General features: G+C 66.6%; 17 protein-coding genes and 1 pseudogene. 6 read left to right on the top strand and 12 right to left on the bottom strand.

The window, feature by feature from the left end; all coding sequences use genetic code 11:
* From Q0D45_RS03760 to Q0D45_RS03735, 6 genes and pseudogenes are all read right to left on the bottom strand, one after another.
* A pseudogene (locus tag Q0D45_RS03760) lies at nt 1–502 on the bottom strand (hypothetical protein); the annotation flags it as partial.
* A gap of 4 nt (nt 503–506) precedes the next feature.
* On the bottom strand, nt 507–1,064 hold the full coding sequence (locus Q0D45_RS03755; protein WP_293388731.1) for a hypothetical protein: 558 nt from the start codon (nt 1,062–1,064) through the stop codon (nt 507–509).
* Nucleotides 1,065–1,123: 59 nt separating this feature from the next.
* A complete protein-coding gene (locus tag Q0D45_RS03750) occupies nt 1,124–3,010 on the bottom strand; it encodes an ATP-binding cassette domain-containing protein (protein WP_293388728.1) in 1,887 nt (628 codons plus the stop codon).
* Nucleotides 3,011–3,077: 67 nt separating this feature from the next.
* Entirely contained in the window at nt 3,078–4,403 is a 1,326-nt protein-coding gene (rsmB, locus tag Q0D45_RS03745) for a 16S rRNA (cytosine(967)-C(5))-methyltransferase RsmB (RefSeq protein WP_293388726.1), read from the bottom strand.
* Nucleotides 4,400–5,338 (bottom strand): methionyl-tRNA formyltransferase, encoded by a 939-nt coding sequence (gene fmt / locus Q0D45_RS03740; RefSeq protein ID WP_293388724.1) that lies wholly within the window; start codon nt 5,336–5,338, stop codon nt 4,400–4,402. Before fmt ends, rsmB begins: the two co-directional genes overlap by 4 nt.
* Nucleotides 5,335–6,324, bottom strand: coding sequence for a hypothetical protein (locus Q0D45_RS03735; RefSeq protein WP_293388721.1), 990 nt, complete (start codon nt 6,322–6,324; stop codon nt 5,335–5,337). The genes fmt and Q0D45_RS03735 overlap by 4 nt, the downstream gene beginning before the upstream one ends.
* 147 nt (nt 6,325–6,471) lie before the next feature.
* Between Q0D45_RS03735 and Q0D45_RS03730 the strand changes: the two genes are divergently transcribed.
* Nucleotides 6,472–7,173 carry a pirin family protein gene (locus Q0D45_RS03730; protein WP_293388719.1) on the top strand — a complete coding sequence of 234 codons (702 nt, stop codon included), beginning with the start codon at nt 6,472–6,474 and terminating at the stop codon, nt 7,171–7,173.
* Between the two features lie 39 nt (nt 7,174–7,212).
* Here the strand turns inward: Q0D45_RS03730 and aroE are convergent, their stop codons facing one another.
* Together aroE and hemB are read right to left on the bottom strand one after the other, a co-directional pair.
* Nucleotides 7,213–8,046: a shikimate dehydrogenase gene (gene aroE / locus Q0D45_RS03725; protein WP_293388717.1), complete on the bottom strand. Its 834-nt coding sequence runs from the start codon at nt 8,044–8,046 to the stop codon at nt 7,213–7,215.
* Nucleotides 8,046–9,086, bottom strand: a complete 1,041-nt coding sequence (hemB, locus tag Q0D45_RS03720) for a porphobilinogen synthase (protein ID WP_366946337.1) — start codon at nt 9,084–9,086, stop codon at nt 8,046–8,048. The genes aroE and hemB overlap by 1 nt, the downstream gene beginning before the upstream one ends.
* A gap of 135 nt (nt 9,087–9,221) precedes the next feature.
* Between hemB and Q0D45_RS03715 the strand changes: the two genes are divergently transcribed.
* The 3 genes from Q0D45_RS03715 to glpK all read left to right on the top strand — a co-directional run bounded on the left by Q0D45_RS03715 (nt 9,222) and on the right by glpK (nt 12,252).
* Complete coding sequence (locus Q0D45_RS03715; protein WP_293388712.1) at nt 9,222–9,788, top strand: sigma-70 family RNA polymerase sigma factor; 567 nt, start codon at nt 9,222–9,224, stop codon at nt 9,786–9,788.
* Between the two features lie 13 nt (nt 9,789–9,801).
* On the top strand, nt 9,802–10,599 hold the full coding sequence (locus Q0D45_RS03710) for an anti-sigma factor (protein WP_293388710.1): 798 nt from the start codon (nt 9,802–9,804) through the stop codon (nt 10,597–10,599).
* A gap of 150 nt (nt 10,600–10,749) precedes the next feature.
* The gene (gene glpK / locus Q0D45_RS03705) at nt 10,750–12,252 is read left to right on the top strand and encodes a glycerol kinase GlpK (protein WP_293388707.1); all 1,503 of its coding nucleotides are present in this window, start codon (nt 10,750–10,752) and stop codon (nt 12,250–12,252) included.
* On the opposite strand, the gene Q0D45_RS03700 is transcribed toward glpK, so the two are convergent.
* On the bottom strand, nt 12,253–13,095 hold the full coding sequence (locus Q0D45_RS03700) for an alpha/beta hydrolase (RefSeq protein ID WP_293388705.1): 843 nt from the start codon (nt 13,093–13,095) through the stop codon (nt 12,253–12,255).
* Nucleotides 13,096–13,266: 171 nt separating this feature from the next.
* Here Q0D45_RS03700 and trkA point away from each other — a divergent pair, with 171 nt between their 5' ends.
* Nucleotides 13,267–14,646: a Trk system potassium transporter TrkA gene (gene trkA / locus Q0D45_RS03695; RefSeq protein WP_293388702.1), complete on the top strand. Its 1,380-nt coding sequence runs from the start codon at nt 13,267–13,269 to the stop codon at nt 14,644–14,646.
* 21 nt (nt 14,647–14,667) lie between these two features.
* On the opposite strand, the gene Q0D45_RS03690 is transcribed toward trkA, so the two are convergent.
* Nucleotides 14,668–16,122, bottom strand: a complete 1,455-nt coding sequence (locus tag Q0D45_RS03690) for a potassium transporter TrkG (RefSeq protein ID WP_366946336.1) — start codon at nt 16,120–16,122, stop codon at nt 14,668–14,670.
* A gap of 114 nt (nt 16,123–16,236) precedes the next feature.
* Between Q0D45_RS03690 and Q0D45_RS03685 the strand changes: the two genes are divergently transcribed.
* Nucleotides 16,237–17,175: a homoserine kinase gene (locus tag Q0D45_RS03685; RefSeq protein ID WP_293388697.1), complete on the top strand. Its 939-nt coding sequence runs from the start codon at nt 16,237–16,239 to the stop codon at nt 17,173–17,175.
* A 9-nt stretch (nt 17,176–17,184) separates the two neighbouring features.
* Here the strand turns inward: Q0D45_RS03685 and Q0D45_RS03680 are convergent, their stop codons facing one another.
* Both Q0D45_RS03680 and Q0D45_RS03675 read right to left on the bottom strand, forming a co-directional pair.
* The gene (locus tag Q0D45_RS03680; protein ID WP_293388693.1) at nt 17,185–17,418 is read right to left on the bottom strand and encodes a CstA-like transporter-associated (seleno)protein; all 234 of its coding nucleotides are present in this window, start codon (nt 17,416–17,418) and stop codon (nt 17,185–17,187) included.
* Entirely contained in the window at nt 17,399–19,468 is a 2,070-nt protein-coding gene (locus tag Q0D45_RS03675) for a carbon starvation CstA family protein (protein WP_366946334.1), read from the bottom strand. The genes Q0D45_RS03680 and Q0D45_RS03675 overlap by 20 nt, the downstream gene beginning before the upstream one ends.
* Nucleotides 19,469–19,674: the final 206 nt, after the last annotated feature.

The following is a 19,674-nucleotide window of genomic DNA, read 5'->3' as shown; positions in this document are numbered from 1 at the left end:
CGCCCACCGTGTAATCGATCTTGATCCGGCACAGGAAGTTCCGCGGCGCCCGCGCCGGTTCCAGCCAGTTGTCGTGGAAGCGGCCGACCATCGACTCTTCCGGCGTTTCTTCCGGCACCACCGGCGGCGCCTTGGTCGGCGTCTGCGTCGAGGCACCGGCCGGCTTGGCCGGCGATGGCTGCGGCTTCGGAATCGGCTTGGGCACCGGGACCGGCGTCGGGGTCGGCTCCGGCTTCGGTATTTCCTTCGGCGGCGGAATCGGCGTCGGCGGTGGCGGCTTCACCACCGGTGGCGCGGGTGGCGCCGGCGGTGCGAGAGTGATCTGGATCGCCTTCGGCAGATTGGTGGCCGGCGAGCCGCGTTGCGTCGAGCGCAGGGTGGTGATCGCCAGCAGCACCAGCAGCGCGTGCAGCAGCAGCGATACCGCCGTTGCCCAGCGGCGCGGTTGCGTCTCGACGAGGCGCACGACGCTCAGGCGATTCGGTGCCTCCTCAAGCGCCACGGAATCAGGGCTTGAAAGTGAACGCGAGACCGCCGAGCACGATCGCGCCTTCGCCGACGTCGGCGCCTGCGGTGTCGACGTTGATCTCGGCACCCAGGCTCAGCGCCGCCGTCAGGCCGTAATGGCCGTCGCCGAAAGTCCAGCCGTAGCCGGCGCGGGCGGTGGGCTGGAACACGGTGATGTCGCTGGAACCGCGGACGCCGGGATCGCGGTAGTCGATATTGAGAAAGAACAGCTCGGCGCGGGCGCCGAGAAACCAGCCGTTCTGGCGCGGTTCGAAGTACTTGTCGACGGTGCCGCCGATACCGAAGCCGCCGCCTTCCTCGTTGTCGAACTTGCCGTTGTTGCCGCGATCGACAAAGTTCCAGGCGCCGTGCAGCGCGCCATACCAGTTGTCGCCGAAGGATTTGCCGAGGGCGCCGCTGACGATGGCGCCGGAGGGATAGCCGCGCACTTCGCCCGAAGGCTGGAACTGATCGGCGCGCGACGGCAGGCACGGCAACGCCGCAAGCACCACGGCAGCAGCGACGATGCGGGAAACCCGGGCGATACTTGCAGTCATCGATAGCCTCAAAAAGTCGAGAACGTCGAGAGCCTACAACAGATGCCCGCCGGACTCCGTCAGCCGCGCAGCGCCTCCAGTTGCTCCCAGCGCGCATAGGCCTTGACCAGATCCTGGTCGATGATCGCCAGCCGTGCCTGGGTCGCCAGCGCCTGTTCGCGCTGGGTCTGGAAGAACTTCGGATCGCTGAGCTTCAGACCGAGTTCACGCTGTTCGATTTCGAGTTTTTCGATCTGCTTGGGCAGACTGTCCAGCTCGCGCTTCTCCTTCGAGTTCAGCGCCGGCGCGGCGGCGGCAACCGGCTTCGCCACTTCCACCTTCACGGCCTCGACCTTCTTCGGCTCCGGGCGCACCGCGGTGAACGACACGTCCTTGCGCTGGCGCAGCCAGTCTTCATAGCCGCCCACGTATTCGCCGATCCGGCCGCCGCCTTCGTAGACGAACGTGCGGGTGACGACGTTGTTCAGGAAGGCGCGGTCATGGCTGACCATCAGCACGGTGCCCTGATAGTCGATCAGCAGTTCTTCGAGCAGGTCGAGCGTTTCAACGTCGAGATCGTTGGTCGGTTCATCGAGCACCAGCAGGTTCGACGGCTCGGCGAACAGCCGCGCCAGCAGCAGACGTGCACGCTCACCGCCGCTGAGTGCTTTCACCGGCGAACGCGCGCGATCCGGCGTGAACAGGAACTGCTGCAGGTAGCTCATGACGTGCAGCTGCTTGCCGTCGATGGTGACGAAATCCTTGCCGCCGCCGATGTTCTCGAACACCGGCTTGGAGTCATCCAGCTGCGCGCGCAGCTGGTCGAAGTAGGCCACTTCGAGCTTGGAGCCGTTGCGCACCGTGCCGCTGTCCGGTTCCAGCTTGGCCAGCAGCAGGTTCAGCAAGGTGGTCTTGCCGGCACCGTTCGGGCCGATGATGCCGATCTTGTCGCCGCGGATGACCGTCGTCGAAAAGTTCTTGACGATGATCCTGTCGCCGCGCGAAAAGCTGATGCCTTTCGCCTCGGCCACCAGCTTGCCGGACTTCTCCGCTTCCTGAAGCACCAGCTTGGCTTCGCCGGACAGCTCGCGCCGCGCGGCGTATTCGTTGCGCAGTTTCTTCAGGCGTTCGACGCGGCCCTGGTCGCGCACGCGCCGGGCCTTGATGCCCTTGCGGATCCACACCTCTTCCTGGGCCAGACGCTTGTCGAACAGCGCGTTGCTCTGTTCCTCGATGCGCAGCGATTCTTCCTTGCGCACCAGATATTCGTCATAGGTGCCGGGCCAGCTGCGCAGGATGCCGCGATCCAGCTCGATGATCCGTGTCGCCAGCCGGCGCAGGAAGGCGCGGTCATGGGTGATGAACAGCAGGGTGCCCGGCCAGGTGGCGAGGAATTCCTCCAGCCAGGTGATCGAATCGATGTCGAGATGGTTGGTCGGTTCATCGAGCAGCAGGATGTCCGGCTCGGCGACCAGCGCGCGAGCCAGCAACGCACGGCGCTTCAATCCGCCCGACAGGTCCGAGAACTCGGTATCCGGCGGCAGTTGCAGGCGCTCGCACATCGCCTGCACCTTGCTGTCGATGGTCCAGCCATCGAGCGCTTCGAGCGCGGTCTGCACCTTGCCGAGCTTGTCCATGTTGTCCGGCTCATGGATCAGCAGGTGGTGGTATTGCGCCACCAGCCGGCCCGCCTTGCCGAGACCATCGGCGACCACTTCGAACACCGAGCCTTCAATGCCGGCCGGCACGTCCTGCGGCAGTTCGGTGATACGCAGCCCCTGCGAACGCACCAGCTCGCCGGAATCGATCGCGACTTCGCCGGTCAGCACCTTCATCAGGGTCGACTTGCCGGTGCCGTTGCGGCCGACCAGACACAGCCGCTCACCCGGCTCCAAGGTGAAATTGACCTGATCCAGCAACACGGTGTTGCCCAGATTCAGGTTCACATTCTTGAAGCTGATCAACATGGAAGCACGGCTCGAAACGGGGATAGGGCCGCGATTGTACGGGCACTGAGTGACTAGCCCCGTTGTTTCAGGGCACCTTGATCAGGCGCAGGTAGTAGAAGCCGTCGAAATCACCACCCGGTTCGATGCGCCGGCCGAGCCCGCAGTCCTCGCCCCACATCGCGTACGGCGAGGGTTCGATGACCTGCTCGACCGCCTCGGACTGCTCGGCCATGAACGCGCGCGCCACGTCCTCGCCTTCGGCTTTCAGGATCGAACAGGTCGCGTAGACCAGCACGCCCTGCGGCTTCAGCAGCGGCCACAGCGCTTTCAGCAGCCGCAGCTGCTGAGCCGCCATCGCCGGGATGTCGCTCTCGCGGCGCAGCCATTTGATGTCCGGGTGGCGGCGGATCACGCCGGTGCCGGAGCAGGGCGCGTCGATCAGGATGCGGTCGAACTTCTTGCCCTTCCACCAGCTCGCGGGTTCGCCGGCATCGGCGTGGACCAGCATCGCGTCATGACCGAGGCGGCCCAGCGTGTCGCGGATACGGCCCAGGCGCGCGGCTTCGGATTCGACGGCGATCACGTCGAGGCCTTCGGTGCGCTCGATGAGATGCGCGGTCTTGCCACCGGGCGCGGCGCAGGCATCGAGTACCCGCATGCCGGATTCGGCGCCGAGCAGCTCGGCCGCAAGCTGGGCGCTCAGGTCCTGCACCGAGACACGGCCCTCGGCGAAGCCGGGAATCCGCTCGACTGCCATCGCCTCGTTGAGGATCACGGCGTCCGGCGCAGTACGCGGCACGCTGTAGCCGATGCCAGCGGCATCGAGTTCGGCAACGAAGGCATCGCGATCGATGCGGCGGCGATTGACCCGCAAAGTCATCGGCGCCTGAGTGTTGCCGGCAGCCAGCACGCTGCGCCAGCTCGCCGGCCAGTCGCGCTTGATCTGCCGCACCAGCCATTCGGGACAGGACTGGCGAATCTCCGCGTCCGGCGGCATCCGCGCCTCGATCTCGTTCGCCTCGCGCTGATAGCGGCGCAGCAGCGCATTGGTCAGGCCTTTTGCCCAGGGCTTGCCGAGCAGTTCGGCGGCGGCCACGGTTTCACCGACCGCGGCATGCGGCGGCACCCGCATCGAGCGCAGCTGATAGACACCGCAGGCCAGCAGGGCCGCAACCAGCGACTCGTTGCGCAGCGGCTTTTCGAGCAATTGATTGACACGCCAATCCAGCGCGCTCCACTCGCGGACCACGCCATAGGCAATCGCTTTCAGCAGCGACAGGTCCGCGACTGACAGCGCCGGGCTGACTGCGGCGATGGCGTCATCGAGATTGCGGCCACCGAGCACAGCGGCCACCGCTTTCGCAGCCGCTGCGCGGACGTTGGTGAGCGGCGGTTGCTTAGGGATGTTCACGAGAAACGCTGCCCGGCCAGCTTCCAGTCACGACAGACGAGGTTGGCCGGCAGTGCCTTGCCGCCGGGCTTCTGCAGTTCGGTGATCACCAGCACGCCGTCGACGGTCGCGAGGTGCAGGCCGTGGCTGTCGACTTCGAGGACGGTACCGGGCTCGACGGCGGCGGACGAAACCGCCAGCGCGCGGGCGTTCCAGAAGCGGATGCGTTCGGCGGCCCCATTCGAACCGAGCTCGCACCAGGCGACCGGCGCCGGATTGAACGCGCGAACGCGGCGGGCGATGACTTCTGCAGGTTGGGTCCAGTCGATGCGCGCTTCTTCCTTGCTGAGTTTTTTCGCGTAGGTGACGCCTTCGGCGGGCTGCGCCAAAGCGGGGAGATTGCCGGCTTCGATGCGGGCCAGGGCGTCGACGATCAGCCGGCCGCCGATCACGCACAGCTGATCATGCAGGCTGGCGGCGGTGGTCGTCGCATCGATGGCGCTCTTTTCGATCAGCAGCATCGGCCCGGTATCGAGGCCGGCTTCCATCTGCATGATGGTGACGCCGGTTTCGGCATCGCCGGCTTCGACGGCGCGGGCGATCGGCGCCGCACCGCGCCAGCGTGGCAACAGGCTGGCGTGGATGTTCAGGCAGCCGTGTTGGGGGATGTCGAGCGCGGCCTGCGGCAGGATCAGGCCATAGGCGACGACGACCATGATCTCGGGTTCGAGCGCCGCGAGCACGGCGCGGGCATCGGGATCGAGCTTGAGGAACTTGTGCACCGGCAAACCAAGTACTTCGGCACGTGCCGCGACCGGCGATGCCGTGAGCTTCTGGCCGCGGCCGGCGGGGCGATCCGGCTGGGTCAGCACGGCGAGGATTTCGTGCCCAGCGGCGTGCAGCGCGTCGAGTGCCGGCACCGCGAACTCCGGCGTGCCGGCGAAGATCAGCCTCATGGCGCCGCCTTGGCGCGTAGCGGTTCGTACAGCGCTTCCACTTCCACGCGGAGATCGGCGCGGCTGATGTCGGCCAGCACGGTCAGGCGCGGGCAGTCGATCGGGAACAGGCGCGCGGCCAGGGCTTCGACTTCGAGCAGATCGTCGCGATGGCGCACATAGATCTTCAGCGCTGCCGGCACCAGCCGCTGGCCGCCGAGGCTTTCGGCGCGGGCGACAAGCGCATCGAGATTGAGCACCAGCTCGCGCAGCTGCGCGCCGGTGTTTTCCGGATGGCAGCTCGCGTGGCCGACCACCGCCGCCGTGCCGGAGACGAACAACTGCCCCCAGGGCATCAGCATCGCCCGTGAAAAACTCGGGCTGACCGGGCCATAGGCGCGTGGATATTCGAAGGCCGGTACCTGGCGCGGATTCTCGATGCGGATGCCTTCGACCTTGGCCGCCAGCAGGAACACGATCAGCTCGTGCGGCCGGGCCTGGATGCCGACCGCCGTCGCCGCCGGCAGCGGCTGTCCCGGCGCCAGCGCTTTCGCGCGGCCGACGCAGAAGCGGCGATAGCGCTCGTCATCGCGGCCGCCATCGTCTGGGGTTTCGTTGATCGCGCCGAGGTAATGCCAGACCTTGACCAGATGCGGATAGCCGCTGTCGGCGCTCAGCTCGGCGATCCGCCGGTAAACGGCTTCGGCCGCCGCTTCGATGCCGCCGTGTTCGGCTTCGTCGAGCGTCCAGCTCGCCGCCAGCAACTGGCCGTCCTCGGCGATCTGGGCACCGTAAGCCTCACGGCGAGTGACCGGGCCGGATCCCTGCCAGAGTTCCTGGCAGAGGCCACCTTCGTGGATCGGCAGCGGCAGGCGCAGAGCCGCCGCATCGGCGGGACCATTGCCGATCGCAAACGCGGCGAGCAAGGGCTCGTCCTGCAGCGCGGCCCGGGCGGCGTAGCGGATGCGGAAGGGATGGCCGGCCGCGCGCTGGGGATCGGTGAGCAAGGCAAAAGGAGGGAGGCGAATGACGCGCTAGTTTACGGCTTCGGCAGTGCCCGGCCGCAGCGAGATTCCTGGCGAGGCATTGACCGCCTGCGGCGCGGCTCTATAGTCGCCGGCAAATAAGTGAAATCCACAGGATGAGGAGCCTCGATGATCACTCTCCGCCCGGCCGATAGCCGCGGCCACGCCGAACACGGCTGGCTCGACAGCTACCACACGTTCTCGTTCGGCAGCTGGCATGACGCGCACTACATGGGCATCGGCGCGCTGCGAGTGATCAACGACGATCGCGTGGTCGGCGGCGCCGGCTTCCCGCCGCATTCGCACAGCGACATGGAGATCATCACCTACGTGCTCGAAGGCGGCCTGCGCCACAAGGATTCCACCGGCGGCAGCACGGTGCTGAAGCCGGGCGAGATGCAGGTGATGACCGCCGGCCGCGGCATCGCCCACAGCGAGATGAACGCCAGCGGCACCGAGCCGGCGCATTTCCTGCAGATCTGGGTGGTGCCGGACAGCCGCGGGGCAACCCCTGGCTATCAGCAGAAGGCGCTCGATGTCGACGCGTTGCGTCGCGGCTTCTCGCTCGTTGCGGCCCCGGAGACCGAAGGCGCACCGTTCCGGCTGCTGCAGGATGCCCGCCTGTCGATCGCCTGGCCGGTGGCCGGGCAGCGCATCGAGACGACCCTGCCGGCCGGCCGTCAGCACTATCTGCATGTGGCGCGTGGTTCGGTTCAGCTCGGCGATCAGCTTCTGGCTTCGGGCGACGCTGCGCTGATCGCCGGAGAAGCCGCGCTGGCGCTGACCGCGAGCGCGGATTCCGAGCTGCTGCTGTTCGATCTGGCGGCGTAGATCGGGCCTCGCCCGGGCAGTGAAAGCCCGGCAGCCGAATCAGCCGGCGCGCAGATCAGCCAGCACCGCCGCCGTCTCCGGCCTGATCCCACGCCAGCGCTGAAACGCTTCCGCCGCCTGTTCGACGAGCATGCCGAGGCCGTCGGACCGTTTCGCTGCGCCTTCTGCCTTCGCCCAGGCCAGGAACGGCTCGGAGGCAGGCCCGTAGTTCAGGTCGTAGGCGATGGCGCCCGGCGCGAACAGGCCCGGCGGCAGACGCGGCACCGAGCCTTGATGGCCGGCGCTGGTGGCGTTCAGCACGACATCGAACTGGTCACCCTTCAGCGACAGATGAGTGCGCGGCACGATGTTGCCGAGCAGCTTCATCGCCGCGGCGATCTCTTCCGGCTTCCAGGGATTGCGGTTGGAGATCGCCAGGATCGACGGCGCTTCGGCGAGCAGCGGCGCGAGGATGCCGCGCGCGGCACCGCCGGCACCGAGCACCAGCACGCGCTTGCCCTTGACCACGACGCCGAGGTTGACGACCAGATCGCGGACCAGACCGGCGCCGTCGGTGTTGTCGCCCTGCCAGCCGGTCGCGGTGCGAATCAGCGTATTGACCGCACCGGCCTGCTCGGCGGCGTCAGTCCGGCTTTCGCACAGGCTCACGGCGGCGGTCTTGTGCGGCAGGGTCAGGTTGAAACCCTGCCAGCCTTCACCGTGGAAACGGCTCAGCGAAGGACCAAGCTCATCCGGGGCGATTTCGTAAGCCTCGTACAGCAGCTTCTGGCCCAGGCTTGCGGCGAACGCGGCGTGGATGCGCGGCGACTTCGAGTGCGCGACCGGCTGGCCGAGCACCCCGTAACGGCTGACTTCACGATCGACGTTGGACATCAAGCGTCCTTCAGCCACTGTGCCGCCTGCTTCGAGAAATAGCTCAGCACCATGTCGGCACCGGCACGGCGGAAGCAGAGCAGGGATTCCATCACCACCTTCTTTTCATCGAGCCAGCCGTTCTGGGCGGCGGCCTTGAGCATCGCGTACTCGCCGCTGACCTGATACGCGGCCACCGGCACGCCGAACTCATCCTTGATGCGGCGGATGATGTCGAGATACGGCATGCCCGGCTTGACCATGACGATGTCCGCGCCTTCGGCGATGTCCAGGCCGACTTCACGCAGCGCTTCGTCGCCGTTCGCCGGGTCCATCTGGTAGGTGCGCTTGTCGCCCTTCAGCGCCGTGGCGGTGCCGACGGCATCGCGGAACGGGCCGTAGAAGGCGCTCGCGTACTTGGCGGCGTAGCTGAGGATCATCGTGTTGTGGCGCATGTCGCGCTCCAGCACTGAGCGAATGGCGCCGACCCGGCCGTCCATCATGTCGCTCGGCGCCAGCACGTCGGCACCGGCACGAGCCAGCACCACGGCCTGCTTGCGCAGCGCTTCCAAGGTGATGTCGTTGGCGACGTAACCGGCTTCGTCGAGGATGCCGTCGTGGCCGTGGCTGGTGTACGGGTCGAGCGCGATGTCGACGATCACGCCGAGGCCCGGGCAGGCTTCCTTGACGCGGGCGATGGCGCGCGGGATCAGGCCGTCCGGGTTCAGTGATTCGCTGCCGAACTCATTCTTCAGCGCCGGCGGAATCACCGGGAACATCGCCACGGCGCTGATGCCGAGCGCAGCCAGCTCGCGGCATTCGGCGACCAGCTCGTCGAGATTGCGGCGCACCTGGCCCGGCATCGAGGTGATCGGGCCGCGCAGATCGCCTTCGGCGACGAACAGAGGCTGGATCAGCTGGCCGGCGGCCAGACGCGTTTCGCGGCTCAGCTCGCGGGAAAACGCAGCGGCACGCAGGCGGCGCGGACGAGTAGCGGGATAAGCACTGGGGACCACGGCAGTCTCGCAAGCTGGGGAAGCAGGATTATAGTCGCCGGCCATCGCGTCCAGCCTGAGCCCGGGCTTGGCGATGGTTTCGGGACGCTGCACCAGCGCGTCACCCGTTGCGCCAGAACGGCGCACGGGCTTGTTATGCTCGGGTATGACAGCCCCCCGATTCTTCAGGTCCGACGTCTGATGAGTTCCGCCAACGCCGATCCAGAACGCCTGATCCGCCTGCTCGCGGAAACCGGCGCCGGCAACCAGCGCGCCTTTGCGCAGCTCTACCAAGCCTGCAGCTCGCATCTGTACGCCTTGCTGCTGCGTATGTTGAAACGTCGGGATTGGGCCGATGAAGCCTTGCAGGATTGTTTCTTGCGGGTTTGGCAGAAAGCCGACACCTACGCACCCGAGAAGGGCGCGCCGTTGACCTGGCTGCTGACCGTCGCGCGTTATCGCGCACTGGACCTGCTGCGCATGAAGCGGCCGGAAGTCGAGATGCCGGAGGAAGGTGAAGAAGCCCCGATGACCTTCGCCGATCTTGGACAAAGTCCCGAGGACGGGGCCGTGGAGCGGGAAGGAATGGGCAAGTTGCACGAATGCATGAAGGACCTGCAGGACGAACAGAAGCGCAGCGTGCTGCTGGCTTACTACGAGGGCTATACGCATCAGGAACTGGCGCGGCAGATGAACGCGCCACTGGGTACGGTGAAGAGCTGGGTGCGCCGCGGTCTGTCGCGCCTTCGTGAATGTCTGGATCGGTGAGCAACGGCAAGCCATGAAGTACGACAACGCCAAGCTGCGCCAGATGCTCGCTGCCGAGTACGTGCTCGGCACGCTGCGCGGTCGCGCACGCCGCCGTTTCGAGCGCCTCGCAAGCGCCGATGCCGCCACCCGCGCCGAAATCCGTTTCTGGGAAACGCGCCTCGCCGGTCTCGCCGCCAACCTCGCACCGCAGACGCCGCCGCCGGCGATCTGGCAGAACCTCGAACGGCAGATCGGCCCCGAACGGCCGAGCACCGTGACGCCGATCCGCAAGCCGGCCCCGGCGCCGAGCAAGACGCCAACACGTGCCGCCAACGACAGCCCGCCACCGGCGCCGCTGTGGCGCATCTTCGCCGGCCTCGCCACCGCTGCGGCGGTGGTCGTCGCGGTGCTGATCGGCACCCGCGTGCCGCTGCCGGGAACGGCTCCCGTACCGGTTGCGGCCGCACCCGCCACGCCGGAGCCGACGCAAGTCGCGTCGACGGTCTACGTATCGCTGCTGAAGCTGCCGGAATCGACGATGCAGTGGACGCTCAGCGTCCGCCCGGAAGCCGATGAAGTGAAGGCGGTGGCCAGCGGCGAGTATCCGGCGCTCGGTCAGCACAGCCTGGAGCTGTGGTTGATCACCGACGCCGGCCCGGTGTCGCTCGGCCTGCTGCCGACCACCGGCAGCGGCACGATGAAGATGCCGGCCGGCATCAAGGGCGATCAGCTGACCCTGGCGGTCAGCCTCGAACCCGTCGGTGGTTCGCCGACCGGCCAGCCGACCGGCCCGGTGCTGACTTCGGGGCCTGCGATCAAGGCGGTTTGAAGTTCGGCAGGCTGTATCGAAAGCGGCGCCCCGGAGGTTTCAGGGCGCCGCTTTCGTTTGCGGCATGCGCTGCCGCTGGCAACCATCGGCGCCGATCGGTACTTTCCCGGTTCGCCACGAATAACCCCAAGACAACCCGTCCCGAACGCCATGACCGAATCCAGATCGAAGACCGCGCTGCTCGCCATCGACCAGGGCACCACCAGCACGCGAGCGATCGTTTTCGATCGGCTCGGCAACAAGCTCGGCGTGTCGCAGTGCGAGCTGCCGCAGTCGTTCCCGGATTCCGGCTGGGTGGAACACGATGCGGCGCGCATCTGGACCGATACCCTGGCCTGCGCCAAGGGCGCGCTCGCCGAGGCCGGGCTGCAGGCCAGCGATCTCGCCGCGATCGGCATCACCAACCAGCGCGAAACCACGGTGGTCTGGGATCGCAAGACCGGCGAGCCGATCCATCCGGCGATCGTCTGGCAGGACCGCCGCACCGCCAACTTCTGCGACGAGAACAGCGCGGCCTTCCTCGAGCAGAAGCTGAATATCAGCACCGGCCTGCTGCTCGATCCGTATTTCTCGGCAACCAAGATCGCCTGGATGCTCGACCACGTCGACGGCGCCCGCGCCCGTGCCGATGCCGGCGAGCTGGCCTTCGGCACCATCGACTGCTGGCTGCTCTGGAAGCTCACCGGCGGCAAGGTGCACGCCACCGACGCCACCAACGCTTCGCGCACCCTGCTCTACAACCTGCACACCGCAGACTGGGACGACCAGCTGCTGGCCTTCTTCAAGCTGCCGCGCTCGCTGCTCCCCGAAGTCCGCGATTCGGCCGCCGATTACGGCCAGACCGACGCCGAACTGCTGGGCAGCGCAGTGACCATCGGCGCGCTGGTCGGCGATCAGCAGGCGGCGACCGTCGGCCAGGCCTGCTTCCAGCCGGGCATGATCAAGAGCACCTACGGCACCGGCTGCTTCGTGGTGCTGAACACCGGCGGCCAGGCGGTGCAGTCCGAACACCGTTTGCTGAGCACCGTCGCTTATCGGCTGAACGGCGAAACCACACACGCGCTGGAAGGTTCGATCTTCGTTGCCGGTGCCGCCGTGCAATGGCTGCGCGACGCCGTGCACCTGATCGGCTCCGCGGCCGAGACCGAAGCGCTGGCGAAGACCATCCCGGACACCCAAGGCGTCTATCTGGTGCCGGCGTTCACCGGCCTCGGCGCGCCGTACTGGGACCCACGCGCGCGCGGCGCGATCCTCGGCCTGACTCGCGATTCCGGCATCGCCCACATCGTTCGCGCCGCACTGGAATCGGTCTGCTACCAGACCCGCGATCTGCTCGATGCGATGGCCAAGGACGCGATCGCGCCGACCGAACTGCGCGTCGACGGCGGCATGGCGGTCAACGACTGGCTGATGCAGTTCCTGGCCGACATCGTCCGGGTCACCGTGGTCCGTCCGCAGACGGTGGAAACCACGGCGCTCGGCGCCGCCCTGCTCGCCGGCCTTACTTCCGGGGTCTACGAATCGCTGGACGAGATCGCAGCACTCTGGCGCGGCGATGCCCGCTTCGAGCCGCAGATGGACGCCAAGCGGGCCGACGCGCTGTACGCCGGCTGGCTGGCAGCGGTGGCGCGGACACGCTCGGCGGCGGCCTGATCAGGTGCCGGATTCCGCCCTCGACACGATTCTCCGCTGCATGCCGTTCTCGGTAAAGAACTGGACGATCTGCGGCAGCATCCGTTCCGGCTTGGTGCGCAGTTCGAGGATCGATCGGGCTTCGATGAACCTGGCGTTCGGCAGCTGCCGGGCGAGTGCTGCGGCATCGTCGAACGGGTGCAGGAAATCGCCGGTGTGGCCGATGATCAAGGTCGGCATGGTCATCGCGCGGCGAGCGGCGATCTCGGGCACCACCGGGCCAACGAGGATGCCGTGCAGCACCGCGCCGATTTCTTCCGGCGCCATCGACAGCAGGTTCATGATGCTGATGCCGGTGTTGTTCTTCGGCCTTGGCAGCGCCCGCCAGAACTTCGCCCATAGCCTTACCACCGGCTTGGCACGGCGCACGGTGAGCAGCAGCGGTGCGAACAGGATCGCCGCCGACGGCGTTGCCCATTCCATCACCGGCATCTCGATGAACAGCGCGCGCACCCGGTTCGGCGCCAGCGCGGCGACGTGCAGGCTGACATCGGCGCCGAGCGACAAGCCACCGATCACCGCCTGGCGCACCTGCAGATGATCGAGCAGGGCGATGACCTGCTTGGCGTAGAGATCGAAGCGATGCAGGGTCGGATCGTGCGGCCGGTCGCTGCGGCCGTGACCGAGCAGATCGAGCAGCGCGACCCGGAAGCCGGCATCCGCCAGCGCACAGCCGAGATCGCGATTGACGTGAGCATCGAGCAGCAAGCCGTGCAGCAGCACCACGGTCTGCGGACCGGCGCCATGAACCTCGTAGGACAGGCGATATTCGCCGTACTCGAAATGGCGCAGTTCGTAGATCACGGCAGGCTCCGACAGGACAGGCGCGAGTTGCGCCGCTTTACTGTAACGCCCACGCAACGTGGCCTGCGATTGCTGCACTTTGCCCGGTCGCCGTTCGGTTGCGCAGTGCAACAAGCGGGGTTAACTTGCCGGCCGTGAACAGTCCAACCCGAACATGATCTCTGACCTGGCATGAAGATCGTGATCCTGGGTGCCGGTCAGGTCGGTTCGACGCTGGCCGAGAATCTGGCCCGTGAAGCGAACGACATCACCGTCGTCGACGCCAGCCGCGCGGCGCTGAACGCCCTGCAGGAACGCCTGGATATCCGCACCGTGCTGGGCCACGCCTCGCACCCGGATACCCTGCGCCGCGCCGGCGTCAACGATGCCGACATGATCATCGCCGTCACCGACAGCGACGAGACCAACATGCTCGCCTGCCGGATCAGCCAGACGCTGTTCCACACGCCGACCAAGATCGCCCGGGTGCGCGCCGCCGAATACCTGAACGAGGAAGACCGGCTGTTCCTGCCCGACGCACTGAGCGTCGACATGCGGATCAGCCCCGAGCAGCTGGTCACCGAAGCGATCCTGCGGCTGATCGAGTATCCGGGTGCGTTGCAGGTGGTCGATTTCGCTGACGGAAAGGTGCAGCTGGTCGGCGTGCGCGCCTATTACGGTGGGCCGCTGGTCGGCAACGAGTTGAAGGAACTGCCGTCGCATCTGCCGGCTGGCGTCGACGCCCGAGTGGCGGCGATCTATCGGCGTGGCAAGCCGATCATTCCCGAAGGTTCGACGATCATCGAGGCTGATGACGAAGTGTTCTTCGTCGGCGCCAAGGTGCACATCCCGAAGATCATGGCCGAGCTGCGCAAGGCCGATCGCCCGGTGAAGCGGGTGATGCTCGCCGGCGGCGGCAACATCGGCATGCGTCTGGCGCGCGCGCTGGAAAAGAAGCTGCAGGTGAAGATCATCGAGCGCAACGGCGAACGTGCCCGTTATCTGTCCGAACAGCTGAACCACGTCGTGGTGCTGGCCGGTGATGCCGCCAACGAAGCGCTGCTCGAAGAAGAGAACATCGAGGACACCGATGTCTTCTGCGCCGTCACCAATGACGATGAAGCCAATATCCTGTCGGCGATGCTGGCCAAGCGGCTCGGCGCGCGGCGGGTGCTGTCGCTGATCAACCGCTTGGCTTACGTCGATCTGGTCGAAGGCGGCGCGATCGACATCGCGGTCTCGCCGCAGCAGGCCACGGTGTCAGCGCTGCTCGCCCATGTGCGGCGTGGCGATGTCGCCAAGGTGCATTCCTTGCGCCGCGGCGCTGCGGAAGCGATCGAAGCGGTGGCCCATGGCGATCGTCACAATTCGAAGGTGGTCGGCCGCCGGCTCGACGAGGTCAAGCTGCCGCCGGGCACCACGATCGGCGCGATCGTTCGCGGCGACGAGGTGATCATTGCCCATCGCGATGTGGTCATCGAAGCCGAGGATCACGTGATCCTGTTCATCGTCGACAAGCGCCGCACCAAGGACGTCGAGAAGCTCTTTCAGGTCGGCCTGACGTTCATCTGAATGCTGCTCCAGCTGCCGGCGCTATTCGCGCCAGAAGGTCGGCGTCAGCAGCACGACGAGCACGAACACTTCGAGACGGCCGATCAGCATCGCCGCGGTGCAGGTCCAGGTCTGGAAGCCGGTCAGCGTCTGATAAGTGCCTGCAGGACCGACCACGCCGATGCCGGGCCCGGTGTTGTTGATCGAGGCCAGCACGGCGCTGAACGAGGTCGACATGTCCATGCCGGACAGGACCAGCAGTAGGGTCAAGCTGACGATGCTGATCGTGTACAGATGGATGAAGCCGAACACCGACAGCACGGTGCGATCGGAAATCACCTGGCCGCCGACCTTCAAGGTCGATACCGCGCTCGGATGCACCAGGCTGGTCAGCTCGCGCGCGCTCTGCTTGAACAGGATCAGCAGGCGGATCATCTTGATGCCACCGCCGGTGGAGCCTGCAGCGCTCAGCACACAGGACAGCATCAGCATCCACAGACTGGCGAAGACCGGCCACTGGCCGAAATCGGTACTCGCCAGGCCGCAGGTCAGGCCGACCGATATGACGTTGAAAAAGGCATGCCGCAGCGCCGTCCAGTAGCTCGGATAGGAACCGAGCAGCCAGACGTACAGGGCCAGTCCAAAGCTGCTGATGACGACCAGCAGCAGCATCGTGCGGATTTCGGCATCGCGCAGATACGGCTGCAGCGAACGGGCGCGCCAGCAGACGAAATGGGTGGCGAAGTTGATGCCGGCCAGCAGCATGAAAATCGCCGCGATCCCTTCTATCAGCGGCGAATTGAAATAGCCGATGCTGGCGTCGTGGGTCGAAAAGCCGCCGAGCGACAGCACCGAGAACGAGTGGCAAACGGCATCGAACCAGCTCATGCCGGCTAGCCGGAACGCGAATACGCAGGCCACCGTCAGGCCGGTGTAGATCAGCCAGATCGAGCGCGCGGTCTGTACAAAGCGCGGCGTCAGCTTGGAATCCTTGATCGGGCCGGTGGCTTCGGCGCGGTAGACCTGCATGCCGCCGACGCCGAGCAGCGGCAGCACCGCCATCGCCAGGCCGATGATGCCGAGGCCGCCGAGCCAGGTCAGCTCGTGCCGCCACAGGTTGTGGGCATGGGGCAGATGATCGAGGCCGGTGATCACCGTGGCGCCGGTGGTGGTGACGCCGGACATGGTCTCGAAATAGGCATCGGTGAACGACATGCCGAGCCCGAGGATCATCGGCACCGTGGCCGTGGCCGCGATCAGCATCCAGATCAGCGCCACCAGCAGGAAGCCGTCGCGCGATTTCAGTTCCCGGCGATGCCAGCGGCCGACGATCCACATCACGAAACCGACCGCGAAGTTGATCGCGGCACCGGCCACGAACGGCGGCAGCGCGCCTTCGTCGAAATACAGCGACACCCCGATCGGCGGCAGGAAAGCCACCGAAAATGCCATCAGCAGAATGCCGAGCGGCCGGATGACGTGGAGCAGATCCTTCAGCAAGGCTAGCGGTCGGCAGCGGGGGACAGCCGCAGTTTACAACGGGTGCCGCGCGGCTCCGCCTAGCAGCGGCTTTCCGTAAACTGCGCGGCGACCGCCCGACCATCGCCGCTCATGTCCGTCTTCACCAAAGTCAGCCACGCCGAACTCGAAGCCTTCCTGCACCAGTACGATCTGGGCACGCTGCTCGGCTTCACCGGCATCGGCGAGGGCATCGAGAACACCAATTATTTCGTCGACACCAGCCGCAGCCGCTGGGTGCTGACCCTGTTCGAGCGCCTGAACTACGACGATCTGCCGTTCTTCCTCGGCCTGATGGAACACCTGGCGCGCCACGGTTATCCGAGCGCATTGCCGGTCGCCGACAACAATGGCCAGACCCTGAAGGCGCTGAACGGCAAGCCGGCGGCGCTGGTCGCCAGGCTTACCGGCCAGAGCGTGCTGTTTCCGTCGCTCGCGCAGTGCGCAGCGGTGGGACATGCGCTGGGCGAGTTGCACAAGCTCACCGCCAGCTACACCGGCACCTGCTTCAACGCCCGTGGTGTGGAATGGCGCCGCACGACCGGCGAAACCCTGCTGCCGCATGTCGCCGACGATGCCCGTGCATTGATCGCCGATGAGCTCGAAGCGCAGTCCCGCCTCGATCTCGCCGCGCTGCCGCAGGGTGTGATCCACGCCGACCTGTTCAAGGACAACGTGCTGTTCGTCGACGAGCGCCTGACCGGCGTCATCGACTTCTACTACGCCTGCAACGACGCCCTGCTCTACGACCTGGCCGTGACCCTGAACGACTGGTGCGCCGAGCCCGATGGCAGCCTGGACCGTGCCCATTCGGCGGCGCTGCTATCCGCCTATCGCGCCTGCCGACCGCCGACCGCCACGGAAACCAAAGCCTGGCCGCTGGTGCTGCGCGCCGCCGCGTTCCGCTTCTATCTGTCCCGCCTGTATGACTGGACCTTCCCGCGCGAAGGCGACCTCGTCCACATCAAGGACCCGGAACCGTATCGGCGGATTCTCGAGCATCACCGTGGGCAGACGCCGCCGACACTGTAGGCGCAACGCTCAGCAGCACCGCGGATTCGCCGCACTCCCATAACGCGCGTCCTGCCGCTCGCGAAAGAACTCGGCGTAGCTCATCACCGGTTCGCCCGGATGCGTGGTTTCGCGGTGCCGGACATAGGTTGCGTAGTCCGGCACGCCGACCGCCAGATTGGCCGTCTCGGCCGCCTTCTTCCACGCGGCATGCAGCCGCGCGATCAGGCCGGCATCAGGCGCTTCAGGCCGCGGCCGGCGCATCGTCGATCGACACGTAAGGCGCTTCGATCGCCGTTGGCACGCGGCTGCGCCAGCTGACGATTGCGGTGCGTACCGCGAGCACGAAGACGATCACCACCACCGACATGAACAGCAGCGCCAGGCCGGCGTCGATGCGATCGTTGAGAACGATCTGCTGCATCTGGCCGATCGACTTGGCCGGCGCCAGCAGTTCGCCCTTGGCGAGCGCGCTGCCGAACTTGTCGGCATGGGCGAGGAAGCCGATGCGCGGGTTGGCCGAAAACACTTTCAGCCAGCCGGCCGTCAGCGTGCAGATCAGCAGCCAGACCATCGGCACGGCGACGATCCAGACGTAGCGCTCGCGCTTCATCTTGATCAGCACCACGGTGGCGAAGATCAGCGCGATGCCGGCGAGCATCTGGTTGGCGATGCCGAACAGCGGCCACAGCGAGTTGATGCCGCCGAGCGGATCGGTGACGCCCTGGTACAGGAACCAGCCCCAGCCGGACACGCAAATCGTGGTCGCCACGCCATTGGCCAGCCAGCTGCGGGTGTTCTTCATCGGCGCGTAGACGCTGCCGATGAAGTCCTGGATCATGAAGCGGCCGATGCGGGTGCCGGCGTCGATCGTGGTCAGGATGAACAGCGCTTCGAACAGGATCGCGTAGTGGTACCAGAAGGCCATCGAGGCGATCCCCGGCACCAGCTGATGAAGGATCTGCGCCATGCCGACGGCCAGCGTCGGCGCGCCACCGGCGCGGGACAGAATGGTGGTTTCGCCGATGTCCTTCGCGGTCTGCGTCAGCAGGTCCGGGGTGACCACGAAACCCCAGTTGGTGATCGCCGTCGCGGCAGATTCCGCGGTGGTGCCCAGCACCGCGGCGGGTGCGTTCATCGCGAAGTAGATGCCGGGTTCGAGGATGCAGGCGGCAGTCAGCGCCATGACCGCGACGGCCGCTTCCATCAGCATGCTGCCGTAGCCGATCGGCCTGGCGTGGCTCTCGCTGGCGAGCATCTTCGGCGTGGTGCCGCTGGACACCATGGCGTGGAAACCGCTGACTGCACCGCAGGCGATGGTGATGAACAGGAACGGGAACATCGGCCCGGCCCAGACCGGCCCGCTGCCGTCGATGAAGCGGGTGACCGCCGGCATCTTCAGTTCGGGGGCGGAGATCAGGATCGCCACCGCCAGCACGGCGATGGTGCCGATCTTCAGAAAGGTGGACAGGTAGTCGCGCGGCGCCAGCAGCAGCCAGACCGGCAGCACCGAGGCCGCGAAGCCGTAGCCGATCAGCATCCAGGTCAGGGTCTTGCCGTCATGGGTGAACGCCGCCGCCCAGGCCGGATCGGCCGCCACCTGGCCGCCGAGCAGTACCGAGGCGATCAGCATCGCCACACCGATCAACGACACTTCACCGACCTTGCCCGGCCGCAGATAGCGGGCGTAGACGCCCATGAACAGCGCGATCGGAATCGTCGCCGCCACCGTGAACAGGCCCCAGGGGCTTTCGGCCAGTGCCTTGACCACGATCAGCGCCAGCACGGCGATCAGCATGATGGTGATCATCAGGATGCCGCCCATCGCCACGCCGCCAGCCACCGGCCCAAGCTCGGTGCGGATCATGTCGCCGAGGCCGCGGGCATCGCGGCGCGTCGACAGGAACAGGATGACGAAGTCCTGCACGGCGCCAGCGAAGACCACGCCGACCAGAATCCACAAGGTGCCGGGCAGATAGCCCATCTGCGCGGCGAGCACCGGTCCGACCAGCGGCCCGGCGCCGGCAATCGCGGCGAAATGGTGGCCGAACAGCACGGTGCGATCGGTCGGCACGTAATCCAGACCGTCGTTGCGCAGCACGGCTGGCGTGGCGCGCTTCGGATCGATCTTCAGCGCCACATCGGCGAGGTAGCGGCTGTAAAACCGGTAGCTGAGCACGAACACCGAGCTGCTGGCCGCGATCAGCCACATGGCATTGATGGTTTCGCCGCGCCGCAAGGCGACCACCGCCAGACAGGCCGCGCCGAAGATCGACAGCGCCGTCCAGCCAACGCGGCTTGCAAGGGTGTTCATCGTGGGATTGTTGAGGAATCCATGGAGGGCTTGCCCGGGACGGGCGCGGCTCGCGCGCAAGATTCGGCGGTGCGCATCACCGGGTCAAGCGCCGATCGTCCGCAACCGGAAATCAGGACGGCAGTGCGTAACTGCCGGTGACATGGGCGACCAGGGTGTCGTCGCCCTCGCTGCGGATCAGTACCTCGACGACCGCGAGCCGCCGG

It is taken from the genome of Nevskia sp. (assembly GCF_023266035.1).
Lineage (GTDB): Bacteria > Pseudomonadota > Gammaproteobacteria > Nevskiales > Nevskiaceae > Nevskia.
This window is presented reverse-complemented; position numbering and strand designations above follow the sequence as displayed.

What these genes read in the sequence shown, in the direction of transcription:
- Q0D45_RS03715 (WP_293388712.1), top strand. Translation starts at nt 9,222, where the DNA reads ATGAGTTCCGCCAACGCCGATCCAGAACGCCTGATCCGCCTGCTCGCG.
- aroE (WP_293388717.1), bottom strand. Translation starts at nt 8,046, where the DNA reads ATGTCCAACGTCGATCGTGAAGTCAGCCGTTACGGGGTGCTCGGCCAG.
- Q0D45_RS03680 (WP_293388693.1), bottom strand. Translation starts at nt 17,418, where the DNA reads ATGCGCCGGCCGCGGCCTGAAGCGCCTGATGCCGGCCTGATCGCGCGG.
- Q0D45_RS03730 (WP_293388719.1), top strand. Translation starts at nt 6,472, where the DNA reads ATGATCACTCTCCGCCCGGCCGATAGCCGCGGCCACGCCGAACACGGC.
- trkA (WP_293388702.1), top strand. Translation starts at nt 13,267, where the DNA reads ATGAAGATCGTGATCCTGGGTGCCGGTCAGGTCGGTTCGACGCTGGCC.
- Q0D45_RS03755 (WP_293388731.1), bottom strand. Translation starts at nt 1,064, where the DNA reads ATGACTGCAAGTATCGCCCGGGTTTCCCGCATCGTCGCTGCTGCCGTG.
- Q0D45_RS03685 (WP_293388697.1), top strand. Translation starts at nt 16,237, where the DNA reads ATGTCCGTCTTCACCAAAGTCAGCCACGCCGAACTCGAAGCCTTCCTG.
- Q0D45_RS03710 (WP_293388710.1), top strand. Translation starts at nt 9,802, where the DNA reads ATGAAGTACGACAACGCCAAGCTGCGCCAGATGCTCGCTGCCGAGTAC.
- glpK (WP_293388707.1), top strand. Translation starts at nt 10,750, where the DNA reads ATGACCGAATCCAGATCGAAGACCGCGCTGCTCGCCATCGACCAGGGC.
- hemB (WP_366946337.1), bottom strand. Translation starts at nt 9,086, where the DNA reads ATGGCCGGCGACTATAATCCTGCTTCCCCAGCTTGCGAGACTGCCGTG.
- Q0D45_RS03675 (WP_366946334.1), bottom strand. Translation starts at nt 19,468, where the DNA reads ATGAACACCCTTGCAAGCCGCGTTGGCTGGACGGCGCTGTCGATCTTC.
- fmt (WP_293388724.1), bottom strand. Translation starts at nt 5,338, where the DNA reads ATGAGGCTGATCTTCGCCGGCACGCCGGAGTTCGCGGTGCCGGCACTC.
- Q0D45_RS03750 (WP_293388728.1), bottom strand. Translation starts at nt 3,010, where the DNA reads ATGTTGATCAGCTTCAAGAATGTGAACCTGAATCTGGGCAACACCGTG.